The sequence below is a fragment of the Streptomyces sp. NPDC033216 genome (assembly GCF_055577115.1).
Genome location: NZ_JBVIQK010000022.1, coordinates 23,026 through 38,850, shown reverse-complemented (window position 1 = coordinate 38,850; position 15,825 = coordinate 23,026). Strand labels below are relative to the sequence as shown.

The window sequence follows — 15,825 nt, the reverse complement described above, 5'->3', positions numbered from 1 at the left end:
CGGTGTCCGAAACGTCCCTGCGGGAAGGCCTCATGACTTGCTCACCTGCGCGTAGGCCCGTCGGCGTACGACGGCTCACGGCCACGCTGTACGGCTATTCGTTCCTGGACGAGTTCGTCCTGCTCTACCCGGTGTACGCGCTCCTGTTCGCGGACACCGGGCTGTCCGTCGGCCAGCTGTCCTCGCTGTTCGTCCTCTGGTCGGCGACCGGTGTCCTGCTGGAGGTCCCCTCCGGCGCCTGGGCGGACGCCGTCTCCCGCCGTCTGCTGCTGTGGCTGGGCCCGCTGCTGGGCGCGGTCGGCTTCGCCCTGTGGGTTCTGGTCCCGTCGTACTGGGCCTTCGCCACCGGTTTCGTGCTGTGGGGCGCGCGGGGAGCGCTGGGCTCGGGCGCCCTGGAGGCCCTGGTCTACGAGGAACTGGAGCGGCTCGGCGCGGCGGACCGGTACGCCCGGGTCATGGGCCGGGCCCAGGCGGCCGGGCAGGCCGCGACGATGACGGCGATGGCCCTGGCCGGTCCCGTGTTCGCGGCATACGGCTATCCGGCGGTCGGCGCGGCCAGCGTGCTGGCCTGTCTGCTCTGCGCCGCGACGGCGACCCGCTTCCCCGAACACCGCGACCCCGCCGCCGCTGCCGCGGGCGTCGACGGGGAGGGGGAGGGACAGGGGGGCAAGGAGGGGGACGGCTGGGCGGCGGCTCTGAGGGCGGGGCTCGCCGAGGCCCGCCGCGACCGCTCCGTGCGGGGCGCACTCCTGCTCGTGCCGGCCGTCGCCGCCGTCTGGGGCGCGCTCGACGAGTACACCCCGCTGCTGGCACGGGAGACCGGCGTCCCCGACGCGGCGATCCCGTACCTGCTGATGATGGTCTGGGCCGGCGTCACCGCGGGCAGCCTGCTGTCCGGCCAAGCCGGACGCCTGGGCCGCAGGGGGTTCGCCGCGCTGCTCACGGCCTCGGCCCTCGCCCTCGCCGTGGGCGCGGGCGGAGGCGCACCGGCCGGTTTCGCCCTGGTGGCCCTGGCCTTCGGCGGCTTCCAGCTGGCGACCGTGCTGGCGGACGCCCGCCTCCAGCAGCGCATCGAGGGCACCGCCCGTGCCACCCTCACCTCGGTCGCCGGGCTGGGTACCGAACTCGCGACGATCGCCGTCTACGGCGCCTACGCCCAGCTGGTGCCGACGACCACGCACGGCACCGCTTTCGCGTTGTTCGCGGTGCCCGGACTGGTGGTGGCGCTCCTGGTCGCCGTGCGGCGGTGAGCCGGGCTCCGGGCGGCGCAACGAATCGCCGCCCGGCGTTCCGGGCACGCAACGAACAGCTCACCAGCGCGCAACGGCTCCTCCTTGTCCGCCCTGCTCAGCGGGCCGTACCGTCTAGGTGTCCCCCACGCCCTTCCGCTCCCGGTGAGGAACCGCATGCGCATCGCCCTGCTCCAGAGCTCCGGCCGGCCCGGCTCGGTCGTCGAGAACCTCAAGGTCCTCGACGAGGCCGCGGGCCACGCCGCCGCCGCGGGCGCCGGGCTGCTCGTCGCACCGGAGATGTTCCTGACCGGGTACGCGATCGGCGACGACATCGCCCGCCTCGCCGAGCCCGCCGACGGCGACTCCGCGGACGCGGTCGCCGACCTCGCCGGGCGGCACGGCCTCGCGGTCGCCTACGGATACCCGGAGCGCCACGGCGAGACGGTGTACAACTCCGCCCAGCTGATCTCCGCCGACGGCGTCCGTCTGGCGAATCACCGCAAGACCCATCTCTTCGGCTGCTTCGAGCGCGACCACTTCACGCCCGGCGACCAGCTGGTCGTACAGGCGGAACTGGGCGGCCTGACCCTCGGCCTCCTGATCTGCTACGACGTCGAGTTCCCGGAGAACGTCCGCGCCCACGCCCTGGCCGGCACGGACCTTCTGGTGGTCCCGACCGCGCAGATGCACCCCTTCCAGTTCGTCGCCGAGTCGATGATCCCGGTGCGCGCCTTCGAGAACCAGATGTACGTCGCCTACGTCAACCGGGTCGGCCGGGAAGGGGAGTTCGAGTTCGTCGGTCTCTCCACCCTGGCCGGTCCCGACGGTGTCGCCCGCGCCCGCGCCGGACGCGACGAGGAACTCGTGTTCGCCGACGCCGACCCCGCCTTCGTGGCCGCCTCCCGCGAGGCGAACCCGTATCTGGAGGACCGCCGCCCCGGCCTCTACGGATCCCTGGTCTGAAACCCCCGCTCTTCCTTTCCTTTCCTTTCCGCAAGGAGTCCGCGCCCCATGACGTCCACCGTGCCCAACGCCGTCGAGCACGTAGACGAGCAGCAGCCGCCGATCACCATGTTCGGCCCGGACTTCCCCTACGCCTACGACGACTTCCTCGGCCACCCGGCCGGCCTCGGCCAGGTACCGGCGACCGAGCACGGCACGGAGGTCGCCGTGATCGGCGGCGGGCTGTCCGGGATCATCGCCGCGTACGAGCTGATGAAGATGGGCCTCAAGCCCGTCGTGTACGAGGCCGACCGGATCGGCGGGCGCCTGCGCACGGTGGGCTTCGACGGCTGCGACCCCTCGCTGACCGCCGAGATGGGCGCGATGCGCTTCCCACCGTCCTCCACGGCCCTCCAGCACTACATCGACCTGGTGGGCCTGGAGACCCGGCCGTTCCCCAACCCGCTCGCCGAGGTCACGCCCTCGACGGTCGTGGACCTCAAGGGTGAGTCGCACTACGCCGAGACGGTCGACGACCTGCCGCAGGTCTACCGGGACGTCGCCGCCGCCTGGAACAGGTGCCTCGAAGAGGGCGCCGACTTCTCCGACATGAACCAGGCCATGCGGGAGCGCGATGTGCCGCGCATCCGCGAGATCTGGGCGAAGCTCGTCGAGAAGCTCGACAACCAGACCTTCTACGGCTTCCTGTGCGACTCCGAGGCCTTCAGGTCCTTCCGGCACCGGGAGATCTTCGGCCAGGTCGGCTTCGGCACCGGCGGCTGGGACACCGACTTCCCCAACTCCATCCTGGAGATCCTCCGCGTCGTCTACACCGAGGCCGACGACCACCACCGCGGCATCGTCGGCGGCTCCCAGCAACTGCCGCTGCGGCTGTGGGAGCGCGAGCCGGAGAAGATCGTCCACTGGCCCCACGGCACCTCGCTCGCGAGCCTGCACGAGGGCGGCGAGCCCCGCCCGGCCGTGACCCGCCTCAACCGCACCGCGGGCAACCACATCACCGTCACCGACGCGAACGGCGACATCCGCACATACCGGGCCGCGATCTTCACCGCGCAGTCCTGGATGCTGCTGTCGAAGATCGCCTGCGACGACTCGCTCTTCCCGATCGACCACTGGACGGCGATCGAGCGCACCCACTACATGGAGAGCTCCAAGCTCTTCGTGCCGGTCGACCGCCCGTTCTGGCTGGACAAGGACGAGGAGACCGGGCGGGACGTCATGTCGATGACGCTCACCGACCGCATGACCCGCGGCACCTACCTCCTCGACGACGGCCCGGACAAGCCCGCCGTCATCTGCCTGTCCTACACCTGGTGCGACGACAGCCTGAAGTGGCTGCCGCTGTCCGCGAACGAGCGGATGGAGGTCATGCTGAAGTCGCTCGGCGAGATCTACCCGAAGGTCGACATCAGGAAGCACGTCATCGGCAACCCGGTGACCGTCTCCTGGGAGAACGAGCCCTACTTCATGGGCGCGTTCAAGGCCAACCTGCCCGGCCACTACCGCTACCAGCGGCGCCTGTTCACCCACTTCATGCAGGACAGGCTGCCCGAGGACAAGCGGGGCATCTTCCTCGCCGGCGACGACATCTCCTGGACCGCGGGCTGGGCCGAGGGGGCCGTCCAGACCGCCCTCAACGCGGTCTGGGGCGTCATGCACCACCTCGGCGGTACGACGGACGCGACCAACCCGGGTCCCGGTGACGTGTACGACGAGATCGCCCCGGTCGAACTGCCGGAGGACTAGGGTCTCTCGTCCGCACCGCCCCGGCATGATCCGGACGCCACCGGCCCGTCGCGCCCCCGGCTCCTCACGACCCTGGAGCCGGGGTACGCACGCACCGCCCCGGCCAGTCCGGCATCGGGGTCAGGAGCATGCGGCCCGCGAAGCCGACCGCCGCGTCGAGGCGGTCGGTGAACTCCCCGGCGACGTCCGGGAGACGGCGCAGTGCCCACAGGGCGCGGGCCGCGGACCAGGTGGCGTCGCGCGCCCGCTCCAGGCTCCAGGAGCCGAGCAGATGGGTGAGCGGATCGGCGATCTGAAGCAGGTCGGGGCCGGGCATCAGGTCCTCGCGGATGCGTTCCTCCAACGCCACGAGGAGATCGCCCACCCGGTCGAACTCGTCCTCCAGCTCGGCCGGTTCGCACCCGAGGCTGTCACAGGCGTCCACGACGGCGAGCACGAGGTCGTGCCCGATATGGGCGTTGATGCCCGCGAACGCGAACTGTAGCGGACATACGCCGGGATGGCGGCGGAGCTGGAACAGCGGGCGCCAGCAGGCCGGCGGGCGGCGGTCGCCCGTGGCCGCGTCGACGGCGGCGAGATAGCGCTCCGCGAACCGTACGTCCAACGTGACCGCGGCGCGGGTGTCGGTGAAGCGGCCCGTGTCGATGTGCCGGTCCACCTCCTGCGTCACGGCGAGATAGACACGGTTGAAGACGGCGACCCCGTCCCGCGGCGGGAGGGCCGCGTCGAGGGCCCGCATACGGGAGAGCACCCCGTCGACGGACGCGTCGAGGGGAGGGGCGAACTGTTCCAAGTGCGGCATGCAGGAAGGGTCGCAGCCCTGGGCGGGCCGGCGGGCCGGCGGGACCGGTGCTTCCCCGGAACGGGGGAACGGGTCCCCCGCGCGCGGGAGCGGGCGCATACCGCTCCCGACACCGGCGAGGACGCCCCGACGCCCGTCCGTGGGTGAAGCCGCCCGGCGGCTCGGACGGCCGCGGGAGGGCTGCGGGCGGCTTCGGCCCGTCGTACGCCTACGAACCGGCCTCGTCGTAGGAGCTGGTGCCCTCGTCGAGGAGCGGTGGCTGGGTCCTGAGGTGGGCCGGGGCGAAGGCGCGCAGGGCGTGGTAACCGGTGATGACGACCAGCGTGCCGAGGGCGATGCCGCTGAGGGAGAAGGTGTCGGTGAACTCCATGGTGACGTTGCCGACGCCGATGATGATGCCGGCGGCGGCCGGGACCAGGTTCAGCGGGTTGCGCAGATCGACCCCGGCGTTGAGCCAGATCTGGGCGCCGAGCAGGCCGATCATGCCGTACAGGATGACGGTGATGCCGCCGAGGACGCCGCCCGGGATCGCGGCCACCACCGCGCCGAACTTGGGGCACAGGCCGAAGAGGAGGGCGAAGCCTGCCGCCGCCCAGTAGGCGGCCGTGGAGTAGACGCGGGTCGCGGCCATCACGCCGATGTTCTCGGAGTACGTGGTGTTGGGCGGGCCGCCGACCGCGGTGGAGAGCACCGAGCCGATGCCGTCGGCCGAGATCGCCGTGCCCAGCTTGTCGTCCAGCGGGTCGCCGGTCATCTCGCCGACCGCCTTGACGTGCCCGGCGTTCTCCGCGACCAGGGCGATGACGACGGGGAGCGCGACCAGGATCGCCGACCACTCGAAGCTCGGGCCGTGGAAGGACGGCAGCCCGACCCAGTCGGCCCGGCCCACTGCGGAGAGGTCGAGCCGCCAGTGGTCGACGACCTTGCCGCTCGCGTCCGCCGAGTGGATCCGGCCGAAGATCCGGTCGAACGCCCAGGAGATGCCGTAGCCGAAGACCAGGCCGAGGAAGATCGCGATGCGGGACCAGAATCCGCGCAGGCAGACCACGGCCAGACCGGTGAACAGCATCACCAGCAGGGCCGTCCACTGGTCCTGCGGCCAGTAGGTGGAGGCGGTGACGGGGGCGAGGTTGAAGCCGATCAGCATCACGACCGCGCCGGTCACGACCGGCGGCATCGCGGCGTGGATGATCCGGGCGCCGAACCGTTGCACGGCCACGCCCACCAGGAACAGTGCGACACCGACCACGAGGACCGCGCCGGTGACGGTGGCGCTCGTGCCGCCCTGGGCGCGGATGACCGCCGCGACGCCCACGAAGGAGAGGGAGCAGCCGAGGTAGCTGGGCACCCGGCCACGGGTCGCGAGCAGGAAGATCACGGTCGCGACGCCCGACATCATGATGGCGAGGTTGGGGTCCAGGCCCATGAGGACGGGCGCCACGAAGGACGCCCCGAACATGGCCACCACGTGCTGCGCGCCGAGGCCGGCCGTGCGGGGCCAGGAGAGCCGTTCGTCGGGGCGGACCACCGCTCCGGGCTCCGGCGTGCGTCCGTCGCCGTGCAGTTTCCAGCGGACGCCGAGATCCATGGTGGGTTTCGCTTTCGTTCGTCGGTGCGGATGCGTTCGTGCGGTGTGGTGCGGTGCGGACGCGTTCGCGCGGTACGGACGCGTCGTGCGGTGTCGATGTCCGGCCCATTCTCACGCGAAAGCGGAGGGTGAGCGACCGCTTAGGATAGGGGTGATCGCCCATGCGTCTTCCTTCGTCCCCTCAGGAGCTCCACCCGTGACCGCCGAAGCCCCGGCCGCCCCCGCCCTGCCCTACGGCCGGCTGATCCCCGTCACCGTCCACTTCGACGACCTGGACGCACTCGGACTGCTGCACAACGCCCGCTGTCCCGTGATGGTCGAGCGCGCCTGGACCGAGCTGTGGCAGGAGCACGGGGTGCGCTTCGAGGGGGACTGGGCCGCGGCCGGCGACGCCTGCAACGCCGTGAAGGAACTGCGTGTCAGCTACGAGGCCCCGGTCACCAAGCCGGGTGCCTACGCCGTCCACCTGTGGCTGGAGCGGCTCGGCAACACCGGCCTGACGTACGGCTTCCGGTTCTGCTCGGCCGACGGGGCGGTCACCTACGCGCGGGGCACCCGGGTCCTGGTCCGCCTCGACGCCGCGACGATGCGCCCGACGCCCTGGAGCGACACGCTCAGGAGCGCGGGCCGGGCACTGCTGCGTCCGACGGACTGACCTTCACGGACGGGCGCTCGCCGCCGCGCAGCACGCCCGCGAACACGACGAGTCCGAACGCCAGCACCGTCACCACGCCGAACGACACCATCAGGCTGGTCGCCTGCGCCACCCCACCGATCAGGCTCGGCGCGATCAGCCCGGAGGTGTACGTGATCGTCGCGACGCCCGCGATGGCCTGGCTGGGATTGGGTCCGCTGTGTCCGGCCGCCGCGAAGCACAGCGGGACCACCACGGCGATGCCCAGGCCCATCATGCCGAACCCGCCGATCGCCACCGCCGGATGACCGGCCACCACGATCAGCAGTCCGCCCGCGGCGGCCAGCACCCCGCCCGCGCGGACCGTGCGGACCGCGCCGAACCGGTTCACCACGGCGTCCCCCACGATGCGGGCCACCGCCATGGTGAGCATGAAGCCGGTCGTGCAGGCCGCGGCGAGACCGGCCGAGGTGCCGAGGTGGTCGTCCAGGTAGACCGCCGACCAGTCCAGGCTCGCGCCCTCCGCGAACACCGCGCAGAACCCGACCGCGCCGATCAGCAGCGCCGAGCGGGGCGGCAGGGTGAAGCGGGGCGGCGGCTCCTCGTCCTCGGTGGGCCGCAGGTCGAGCACCCACCGGCAGGCCAGCAGGCCGAGCAGGGTGAGGGCGGCAGCCGCCAGCACATGGTGCAGGCGCGCGTCGGTGCCCAGGTGCGCGGCGAGGGTCCCGCCCGCCGAGCCGATCAGCGCGCCCGCGCTCCACATTCCGTGCAGGCCGGACATGATCGACTTGTCGAGCCGCTGCTCGACCTCGACGCCGAGGGCGTTCATCGCCACGTCGGCCATGCCCGCGGTGGCGCCGTAGACGAACATCGCCAGGCACAGGGTGGGCATGTTCGGCGCGAGCGAGGGCAGAACCAGCGACAGCGTCCACAGGGCGAGCAGTCCGCGCAGCGCCGCGCGGCTGCCGAAGTGGTGGGTGATCCGGCCCGCCAACGGCATGGCGCAGGCCGCGCCGAACGCCGTGAAGGCCAGGGCGAAGCCGAGCTGGCCGGCCCCCACGGAGGCGTGGTCCTGGATCCACGGCACTCGGGTGGCGAAGGAGCCGGTGACCGCGCCGTGCACGGCGAAGACGGCGGCCACGGCGTACCGGGCGCGCCGTACCTCCGACGGTGCGTCTGTCACTTCGCTCATCCCTGGGGCCCTCCCCGTCAGTGTGCCGCCCGGCGCGGTGCCGTGCGCGGGCCGCGGCGTCGCGGCGCCTGCGTAAACTATCAGGGACCCTGCCTGATAAATAGAGGCCGGTCCGGTGCGACGCTCCGGCCCCCGTGGGAGGATTCCGCGCATGCCCGCATCCCCGAGCACCGCCCGGGCCATCAACGACCGGCTCGCCCTGCGGCTCTTGCAGGACGAAGGCCCGTTGACGGCGGGGCAGTTGAAACAGCTCACCGGCCTGTCCCGGCCCACGGTCGCCGACCTGGCCGAACGTCTCACCGCCTCCGGCCTCATCGAGGTCGTCGGTGAGGCGGGCGAGCAGCGGCGCGGCCCGAACGCCCGGCTGTACGGCATCGTCGCGGACCGCGCCCATCTGGCGGCGCTGGACGTGCGCACCGAGGGCGTCGCCGTGCTGGTCTCCGACCTGGTCGGGCGGGTGCTCGCCGAGGCGTCCGTGCCGATCGGCGGTGACATCGGCACCCAACCCGCCGTGGAGCAGGCGGTGACACTGGTCGAACGGGCCGTGAAGGAGGCCGGTACGGACCGGCTGCACACCGTCGGCATCGGCGCGCCCGGCCTGATCGATCCCGCCAGCGGCGAGCTGCGCGACTCCTCGGGCCTGCCCGTCTGGCACCGCCGTCTGGTGGCCGTCCTCCAGGAACGGCTGCCCGAGGCCCGTGTCACCGTCGAGAACGAGACCAATCTCGCCGCCCTGGCGGAACAGCGCGAGGGGGTCGCCCGGGACCGCGACACCTTCGTGCTGCTGTGGCTGGGCCACGGCACGGGCGCGGCCGTCGTCCTGGACGGCACCCTGCGCCGGGGAGCCTCCGGCGGCACCGGCGAGATCGGCTTCCTGCCGGTCCCCGGCACCACCGGCCTGCCGTCGGCCACGGACTGCGAGGGCGGGTTCCACTCCCTGGCGGGCTCGGCGGCCGTCGCCGCGCTGGCGCGGGAGCACGGACTGGGGCCGGCCCCGGAGCCGGTGCCCGGCGAACCGGAGGCGGCCGGCCTGGTGCGGGCGGCGGTTGGGCGGGCGGACGCCGTCGGGGACGCCTCCGGCCGCTTCCTCGACGTCCTCGCCGACCGCCTCGCCATCGGCGCCGCCTCCGTCGTGGCCGTCCTCGACCCGGGATGTGTGGTGCTCGGCGGGGAGGTCGGTCGGGCCGGCGGCGAGGCCCTCGCGGCCCGGGTGGCGGAACGGCTGCGGCGGATGGCGCCGCTGCCCACCCAGGTGCGCCCGAGCCCCCTGGGCGGCGCGGCGGTACTGCGCGGCGCGCTGCTGACGGCACGGGAGTCCGCCCAGGAGGAGCTGTTCGGCGCCCCGGACCGCTGACTCGCCCCGGCGGTCGGGGCCGGGGGCGTGGAGAGGCCCGGCGGCGGGCAAGGGCCGTCGTCACCGCCGCCGGGCCGGTCTGTGCCGGGTCAGCAGGAGCCGAGGTCCTGCCACACCCCCCACTCGCCCGTGGTGCCGGGCTCCTCGCCCCTCGTCCACCACTGGGCACGCCAGACGTGCCCCTTGTGGGACACCCTGCTCCCGCCGGTGTACTCCGTCGTCGCGGTCCAGGCCGGAGCGGTGCACTGCCCGGTCCCGCCGGAGGGGGACGGGGAGACGCTTCCCGACGGGCTCGGACTCGTGCTCGGGCCGGCGCTCGGGCTAGTGCTCGGACCGGGACTCACCGAGGTCGACGGCCCCGGCTCCACCACGGTCGTTCCCCGTGCCAGGTCCCCGGCCAGGGCGTACGTCCTTCCGCCGAAGGTCACCGTCCAGTTCGAGGGCGTCGACACCGGCAGGTAGTACACGAAGTCCAGCTCCGCCGACGCCCCCGGCGCGAGTGTCTGCCAGGCCGGGAGCTTCAGCGAGACCCGGTGGTGTGCGCCCTCGAGACCGCCTACGTTGTCCCCGGTGTGATCGCTGCTGATCACCGAAGTTCCCCAGCCCGACTGGTCCTTGGCGTTGCCGGGCGCCGACGTGCCGTAGTCGAAGCGGAACTCCGTCCCGCCGGGCAGGGTCGTGGACGTGTTGTTGGTGATCTTCAGCTTGGGGCTGATGGGGTAGTTGGAGTCGCCGAGCGGGAAGTGCCCGAACTCCACGTCGATCTTCAGTGCCGCCGCGGGCACCTCCACCGTCGACCGTTCAGCGCCGTACGGGCCGGCCGACCTGAACTTCTCGTACATCGTGGAGGTCAGCGTCGAACCCGGCCCGTACTGTCCCTTGACCGCGTCCCAGCCGTAGTCGCCGGCCAGCTCCCAGACCATCGTGCCGCCGATGCCCTGGTCGACGACGTAGTCGGCCTTGGCGGCGACGGACTGCTCGTCCTCGGTGGACAGGAACACCTTCTTCTCGGCGTTCCACAGCCAGGGCGCGACCAGCGTGGCGTCGTACCTGCGGGCGTACGTGCCGGTCAGCCGGGTGTCGGCCGGGAAGCCGTACCGCGTGACGTAGTCGCCGACGACGCCCTTCTCCAGGTTCTTGGCGTGCCATATCGGGTTGGAGCCCGCGGGCGCCTCCTTCCCGGCGGAGTCCAGGTCGTGCCAGAGGTTGTCGATGCCGACGGCACCGTCCCCGCACTTCGTGAGCCCCGACCCGGCCGGACAGGTGGTCGTGGCCGCCCTGCCCCACAGCCCGTCTGTCCCGCCGGTCACGTTCTTGAACCCCCGTGTGTAGTAGGGGAGTCCGATGTTGATCCGGCCGGCCGGCATCGACCCGCGGAAGTAGTGGTAGGCCCAGTCGGTGTTCAGATAGCCGATCCCGCCGTACTGGGACGTCGAGTACACGCCCGCCGCGGCGAGTTCGGCGTCCTTGCCGTCGTCGAAGAGGGAGGCGTTCGGGCCGACGTACTCGTTCCAGGCGCCGTGCAGGTCGTACGACATGATGTTGACGTAGTCCAGGTACTTCTGGATCTGGAAGGTCTCCATGCCGCGCAGCAGATATCCGGACGACGGCGCCGCCACCGACAGCAGGTAGTGCTTCCCGTCCGCCGAACCGGCCCGGTCCAGCTTCTCGCGCAGCGTCCTCATCAGCGCCGCGTAGCCCTGGACGAGGCCGGCGCGGCGGGCGTTGGAGAGCGACCAGTCGAGCGGATTCCCGGCGTCCTTCATGGTCGTCGGGTACTCGTAGTCGATGTCGACGCCGTTGAAGCCGTACTTCCTGATGAAGTCGACCGCGGAATTCGCGAAGGTGTCGATGCCGGTCCGGTTGACCGAGCCGTCCGCGTTCGTGGCCATGGAGTAGAAGCCACCTGAGTTCACCCGGGTGCCGTCGGCGGCGAAATAACCGCCGGTCTCCGCCCAGCCGCCCACCGAGATCAGGGTCTTGACGTCCGGGTGCTGCTTCTTGAACTTGTTGAGCAGGTTGAAGTGGCCCCGGTAGGGGAGTGACGGGTCCATCTCGGCACCGGCCACGCCCGGCCAGGTCATCCCGGTCGCCGCGTTGGCGGCGCCGTCCGCTCCGACGGAGAGCCTGTTGGCGCCGTCCACGTGCGCGAAGGCGTAGTTGAGGTGGGTGACCTTGTTCCAGGGGATGTCCGAGGCCAGGTAGGCGGGTGTGCCGTCCTTGCCGGTCCGCCAGCCGGTGAAGTAGCCGATCACCCGGCGCTGGTGGTCGGCGCCCATCCTCTCGCGGCCGGCCGTGTCGTAGACCGAGCAGTAGGGAACGTCCACGCCCGGCGTCCCGTACAGCCCGTCGGGGCGGCAGGACTCCTGGTCGGCGGCGTTCGAGACGGTGGCCGGCAGTCCGGCCACCAGCAGGCCCGCGACGGCCGCCGCGGCGGCGAGCAGCGCGGTTCTCGCCCGGTGTCGTGAGGGGGACAGCACAGTCGGTTCCTCTCCACGGAAGTTGCGCAGACCCTAGAGAGGACTAGACCAGTGCGTCAATAGGTATGGACCAATAGGAAGGGGCGCGCGGCAGGAGGGAGTTGGGGCGGGGTCCGGACGTCCGTGCGCACGCCCTGTGAGCCACCCCACAGCCTTCACCCGCATGGATGCGTACCGGGCGTGGCACACTGGCCCTGTACCACCAACAGCAGCGCACTCCGGGGTCGGTGAAAGTCCGAACCGGCGGTTACAGTCCGCGACCCGGTCGCTTCCAGCGACCGGTTGACCAGGTGAAATTCCTGGACCGACGGTTAAAGTCCGGATGGGAGGCAGTGCGCGGCGGGCGGGCATTCGTGCGCGTCGCCGTATATGTACTCGTCCGTGGACGAGTCTGTCCGGCGTCGCCCCCGGTGTCCTCGCTCGCTTCTTTCTGTCGTCATCGACAGGCCCCGGAGTCCGTGCCCGAATGAGGCAGGAGGACCCGGGAAGTGTTCACCGGAATCGTCGAAGAACTGGGTGAGGTCACCGCCGTCGAGCATCTCGGCGACGCCTCCCGCTTCCGACTGCGCGGCCCCGTCGTCACCGAGGGCGCCAAGCACGGCGACTCCATCGCCGTGAACGGGGTCTGCCTCACCGTCGTCGAACACGAGGGCGACGAGTTCACCGCCGACGTCATGGCGGAGACCCTGAAGCGCTCCAGCCTCGGCGCTCTCACCGCCGGCTCGCGCGTCAACCTCGAACGGCCCACCGCCGTCGGCGCCCGTCTCGGCGGCCACATCGTGCAGGGCCACGTCGACGGCACCGGGCACGTGCTGGAGCGCACCCCCTCCGAGCACTGGGAGATCGTCAAGGTCGCGCTCCCCGCCGACCTGGCCCGGTACGTCGTCGAGAAGGGCTCCATCACCGTCGACGGCATCAGTCTCACCGTCGTCGAAGCCGGCCCCGACTACTTCACCGTCAGCCTCATCCCCACCACTCTCGCCCTGACCACCCTCGGCCTGAAGCAGCCCGGAGACCCGGTCAACCTCGAGGTGGACATCGTCGCCAAGTACGTGGAGCGGCTGATGGCCGCCACTGCGGGGGCGGCGAAGTGAACTCGCTGAACTCCGAGGCCTTCGTCCTCTTCGACCAGCACATCCTCTGGTCGGACATGATCGGCAACATTCTCGGCCTGGCCGCCCTCGCGCTCGGCTGGCGCCGGTCCATCTGGAGCTGGCCCGTCCAGTTCCTCTCCGGCCTCATCCTCTTCGGCGCCTTCTTCGGCCACCTGACCGGCAGCGCCGGCAAGCAGGCCGTCGTCATGACCGTCGCCCTCTACGGCTGGTGGCAGTGGAACCGCGACCGGAGCAGGTCCGCCGACGGCCACATCACCCCGCGCTTCGCCACCTGGCGCGAGCGGGCCGCCATGCTCGCCGCCGCCGCCGTCGGCACGGTCGCCGTGGCCCTGCTCTTCGAGGCCTACCCGACCCTCTCCTGGGACCCCTGGCCCGACGCCTACATCTTCGTCGGCACCATCGTCGCCATGTACGCCCAGGCCAGGGGCATGGTCGAGTTCTGGTTCGCCTGGCTCCTCGTCGACCTCGTCGGCGTCCCCCTGAACTTCACCAACGGCTACGCCTTCTCCGGCTTCGTCTACGTCATCTACGGCGCGCTCGTCCTGTGGGGCATGCGCGACTGGTGGCTGCGCTCCCGCAGGGGTCCGCGGCCCGCTCTGGAAGGAGCGCCCGCATGAGCACGGCACCCATCCTCTACACCACCGACGGCGTCGAGGACTTCGCACTCGACCCGGTCGAGCAGGCCATCGCCGACATCGCCGCCGGCCGCCCCGTCGTGGTCGTCGACGACGAGGACCGCGAGAACGAGGGCGACCTCGTCATCGCCGCCGAGAAGGCCACCCCCGAGATCATCGCCTTCATGATGAGCGAGTGCCGCGGCCTGATCTGCGCCCCCATGGAGGGCGACGAACTGGACCGGCTCGAACTCCCGCAGATGGTCGCGGACAACACCGAGTCGATGAAGACCGCGTTCACCGTCTCCGTCGACGCCTCCGCCGCGCACGGCGTGACCACCGGAATCTCCGCCGCCGACCGCGCCGCCACCCTGCGGCTGCTGGCGGACGGCACCGCCGAACCCGCCGACCTCGTCCGCCCCGGCCACATCTTCCCGCTGCGCGCCAGGCCCGGCGGCGTGCTCGTGCGCAACGGGCACACCGAGGCGGCCGTCGACCTCGCCCGCCTCGCGGGGCTCCGCCCGGCCGGTGCGATCGTCGAGATCGCCGGCGAGGACGGCCGCATGCTCCGTCTGCCCGAGCTGATCCCGTTCGCCCGCAAGCACGGTCTGACGATCATCTCCATCGAGGACCTGATCTCCTACCGCCGCACGGCCGAGCCCACCGTCCGCCGCGAGGCGGAGACCCGCCTGCCCACCGTGCACGGCACCTTCACCGCGTACGGCTACCGCTCCACCGTCGACGGCGTCGAGCACGTCGCCCTGGTGCACGGCGAGATCGGCGACGGCAAGGACGTGCTCGTCCGCGTCCACTCCGAGTGCCTCACCGGGGACGTCTTCGGCTCCGCGCGCTGCGACTGCGGCCCCCAGCTCGACACGGCCCTGGAACGCATCCAGTCCGAGGGCCGGGGCGTCGTGGTCTACCTGCGCGGACACGAGGGCCGCGGCATCGGCCTGCTGTCCAAGCTGCGGGCGTACGAACTACAGGAGCACGGCCGGGACACCCTCGACGCCAACCTGGAGCTGGGCCTGCCGGCCGACGCCCGGGACTACGGGGCCGGCGCCCAGATACTCGACGACCTCGGTGTGCGCAGCGTACGTCTGATGACGAACAACCCCGAGAAGAGCGACGCGCTCGTCCGGCACGGGATCGAGGTCGCCGCGCGCGAACCGATGCCCGTCCAGGCGGGCGAGCACAACATCCGCTACCTGCGCACCAAGCGGGACCGGATGGGACACGACCTGCCCTGGCTGGACACGGCCCCCGTGTCCCCCTGCGGCAACCAGTAAGCACAGCACGAAGGAGAGACGTGAGCGGCAAGGGTGCACCGGAACTGACCGTACGCAATGTGGGTGACCTCAGGGTCGCCGTCGTCGCGGCACAGTGGCACGAGAAAGTGATGGACGGTCTGGTCGACGGCGCCCTGCGCGCCCTGCACGACCTGGGCATCGACGAGCCCACCCTGCTGCGGGTCCCCGGCAGCTGGGAGCTGCCGGTCGTGGCGAAGGTCCTGGCGGGCCGCGGCTACGACGCGATCGTCGCCCTGGGCGTCGTCATCCGCGGCGGCACCCCGCACTTCGAGTACGTGTGCCAGGGCGTCACCCAGGGCCTGACCCAGGTCTCCGTCGACACCGGCGTGCCCATCGGCATGGGTGTCCTCACCTGCGACACCGAGGAGCAGGCACTGGACCGGGCCGGCCTCGAGGGCTCCCACGAGGACAAGGGGCACGAGGCGGTGACGGCGGCGGTGGCGACCGCGGCCACCCTCCGCTCAGTATCCGAACCCTGGCGGTAGGCAGGCCGGCACAACGGCTAGGGTGGGATCACCATGTCCAAGAAGACGTTCGAGGAGCTGTTCACCGAGCTCCAGCAGAAGGCCGCCAACGGCGACCCCACCACTTCCCGCACCGCAGAACTGGTCGGGAAGGGGGTCCATGCCATCGGCAAGAAGGTCGTCGAAGAGGCCGCCGAGGTCTGGATGGCCGCCGAGTACGAGGGCAAGGACGCGGCAGCCGAGGAGATCTCGCAGCTGCTGTATCACGTCCAGGTGATGATGGTCGCCCGCGGCATCTCGCTGGACGACGTCTACGCCCACCTGTAAACCC

The 15,825-nt window shown here is 71.6% G+C and carries 14 protein-coding genes and 1 riboswitch; of the genes, 10 read left to right on the top strand and 4 right to left on the bottom strand.

All coding sequences use genetic code 11. From position 1 onward, the window contains the following. Positions 1–32 precede the first annotated feature (32 nt). The 3 genes from ACZ5Y0_RS29860 (at position 33) to ACZ5Y0_RS29850 (ending at position 3,941) form a co-directional block, all read left to right on the top strand. On the top strand, positions 33–1,250 hold the full coding sequence (locus ACZ5Y0_RS29860; protein WP_469131794.1) for an MFS transporter: 1,218 nt from the start codon (positions 33–35) through the stop codon (positions 1,248–1,250). A gap of 156 nt (positions 1,251–1,406) precedes the next feature. Beyond that, on the top strand, positions 1,407–2,195 hold the full coding sequence (locus tag ACZ5Y0_RS29855; RefSeq protein WP_469131793.1) for a carbon-nitrogen hydrolase family protein: 789 nt from the start codon (positions 1,407–1,409) through the stop codon (positions 2,193–2,195). Between the two features lie 48 nt (positions 2,196–2,243). Beyond that, positions 2,244–3,941 (top strand): flavin monoamine oxidase family protein, encoded by a 1,698-nt coding sequence (locus tag ACZ5Y0_RS29850; protein ID WP_469131792.1) that lies wholly within the window; start codon positions 2,244–2,246, stop codon positions 3,939–3,941. Positions 3,942–4,005: 64 nt separating this feature from the next. Here the strand turns inward: ACZ5Y0_RS29850 and ACZ5Y0_RS29845 are convergent, their stop codons facing one another. Next, a complete protein-coding gene (locus ACZ5Y0_RS29845) occupies positions 4,006–4,743 on the bottom strand; it encodes a DUF5995 family protein (protein ID WP_469131791.1) in 738 nt (245 codons plus the stop codon). Positions 4,744–4,951: 208 nt separating this feature from the next. After that, positions 4,952–6,331, bottom strand: coding sequence for a uracil-xanthine permease family protein (locus ACZ5Y0_RS29840; RefSeq protein WP_469131790.1), 1,380 nt, complete (start codon positions 6,329–6,331; stop codon positions 4,952–4,954). Positions 6,332–6,527: 196 nt separating this feature from the next. Between ACZ5Y0_RS29840 and ACZ5Y0_RS29835 the strand changes: the two genes are divergently transcribed. Beyond that, complete coding sequence (locus ACZ5Y0_RS29835) at positions 6,528–6,986, top strand: acyl-CoA thioesterase (RefSeq protein ID WP_469131789.1); 459 nt, start codon at positions 6,528–6,530, stop codon at positions 6,984–6,986. On the opposite strand, the gene ACZ5Y0_RS29830 is transcribed toward ACZ5Y0_RS29835, so the two are convergent. After that, on the bottom strand, positions 6,946–8,157 hold the full coding sequence (locus ACZ5Y0_RS29830) for an MFS transporter (protein ID WP_469131788.1): 1,212 nt from the start codon (positions 8,155–8,157) through the stop codon (positions 6,946–6,948). The genes ACZ5Y0_RS29835 and ACZ5Y0_RS29830 overlap by 41 nt on opposite strands. A 151-nt stretch (positions 8,158–8,308) precedes the next feature. On the opposite strand from ACZ5Y0_RS29830, the gene ACZ5Y0_RS29825 reads away from it, so the two are divergent. Continuing rightward, positions 8,309–9,511, top strand: coding sequence for an ROK family transcriptional regulator (locus ACZ5Y0_RS29825; RefSeq protein WP_469131787.1), 1,203 nt, complete (start codon positions 8,309–8,311; stop codon positions 9,509–9,511). Between the two features lie 89 nt (positions 9,512–9,600). Here ACZ5Y0_RS29825 and ACZ5Y0_RS29820 read toward each other — a convergent pair whose 3' ends face one another. Next, complete coding sequence (locus ACZ5Y0_RS29820) at positions 9,601–11,991, bottom strand: chitinase C-terminal domain-containing protein (protein WP_469131786.1); 2,391 nt, start codon at positions 11,989–11,991, stop codon at positions 9,601–9,603. Positions 11,992–12,200: 209 nt separating this feature from the next. Further along, a riboswitch (FMN riboswitch) is annotated at positions 12,201–12,331 on the top strand. A gap of 148 nt (positions 12,332–12,479) precedes the next feature. Here ACZ5Y0_RS29820 and ACZ5Y0_RS29815 point away from each other — a divergent pair. From ACZ5Y0_RS29815 to ACZ5Y0_RS29795, 5 genes are read left to right on the top strand one after another with little or no spacing between them, the layout of a single operon-like run. Further along, positions 12,480–13,085: a riboflavin synthase gene (locus ACZ5Y0_RS29815; protein ID WP_469131785.1), complete on the top strand. Its 606-nt coding sequence runs from the start codon at positions 12,480–12,482 to the stop codon at positions 13,083–13,085. Further along, positions 13,082–13,723, top strand: coding sequence for a nicotinamide mononucleotide transporter family protein (locus tag ACZ5Y0_RS29810; RefSeq protein WP_469131784.1), 642 nt, complete (start codon positions 13,082–13,084; stop codon positions 13,721–13,723). The genes ACZ5Y0_RS29815 and ACZ5Y0_RS29810 overlap by 4 nt, the downstream gene beginning before the upstream one ends. Further along, positions 13,720–15,009, top strand: a complete 1,290-nt coding sequence (locus ACZ5Y0_RS29805; protein WP_469131783.1) for a bifunctional 3,4-dihydroxy-2-butanone-4-phosphate synthase/GTP cyclohydrolase II — start codon at positions 13,720–13,722, stop codon at positions 15,007–15,009. Before ACZ5Y0_RS29810 ends, ACZ5Y0_RS29805 begins: the two co-directional genes overlap by 4 nt. A 20-nt stretch (positions 15,010–15,029) precedes the next feature. Then, positions 15,030–15,515, top strand: coding sequence for a 6,7-dimethyl-8-ribityllumazine synthase (gene ribH / locus ACZ5Y0_RS29800; RefSeq protein WP_469131782.1), 486 nt, complete (start codon positions 15,030–15,032; stop codon positions 15,513–15,515). A 33-nt stretch (positions 15,516–15,548) separates the two neighbouring features. After that, on the top strand, positions 15,549–15,821 hold the full coding sequence (locus ACZ5Y0_RS29795) for a phosphoribosyl-ATP diphosphatase (protein ID WP_355904837.1): 273 nt from the start codon (positions 15,549–15,551) through the stop codon (positions 15,819–15,821). The last annotated feature ends 4 nt before the right edge of the window (positions 15,822–15,825 follow it).

Excerpts from the sequence above, each read along its gene's own strand:
- ACZ5Y0_RS29860 (WP_469131794.1), top strand. The coding sequence starts at position 33 with ATGACTTGCTCACCTGCGCGTAGGCCCGTCGGCGTACGACGGCTCACG.
- ACZ5Y0_RS29855 (WP_469131793.1), top strand. The coding sequence starts at position 1,407 with ATGCGCATCGCCCTGCTCCAGAGCTCCGGCCGGCCCGGCTCGGTCGTC.
- ACZ5Y0_RS29850 (WP_469131792.1), top strand. The coding sequence starts at position 2,244 with ATGACGTCCACCGTGCCCAACGCCGTCGAGCACGTAGACGAGCAGCAG.
- ACZ5Y0_RS29845 (WP_469131791.1), bottom strand. The coding sequence starts at position 4,743 with ATGCCGCACTTGGAACAGTTCGCCCCTCCCCTCGACGCGTCCGTCGAC.
- ACZ5Y0_RS29840 (WP_469131790.1), bottom strand. The coding sequence starts at position 6,331 with ATGGATCTCGGCGTCCGCTGGAAACTGCACGGCGACGGACGCACGCCG.
- ACZ5Y0_RS29830 (WP_469131788.1), bottom strand. The coding sequence starts at position 8,157 with ATGAGCGAAGTGACAGACGCACCGTCGGAGGTACGGCGCGCCCGGTAC.
- ACZ5Y0_RS29825 (WP_469131787.1), top strand. The coding sequence starts at position 8,309 with ATGCCCGCATCCCCGAGCACCGCCCGGGCCATCAACGACCGGCTCGCC.
- ACZ5Y0_RS29805 (WP_469131783.1), top strand. The coding sequence starts at position 13,720 with ATGAGCACGGCACCCATCCTCTACACCACCGACGGCGTCGAGGACTTC.
- ACZ5Y0_RS29795 (WP_355904837.1), top strand. The coding sequence starts at position 15,549 with ATGTCCAAGAAGACGTTCGAGGAGCTGTTCACCGAGCTCCAGCAGAAG.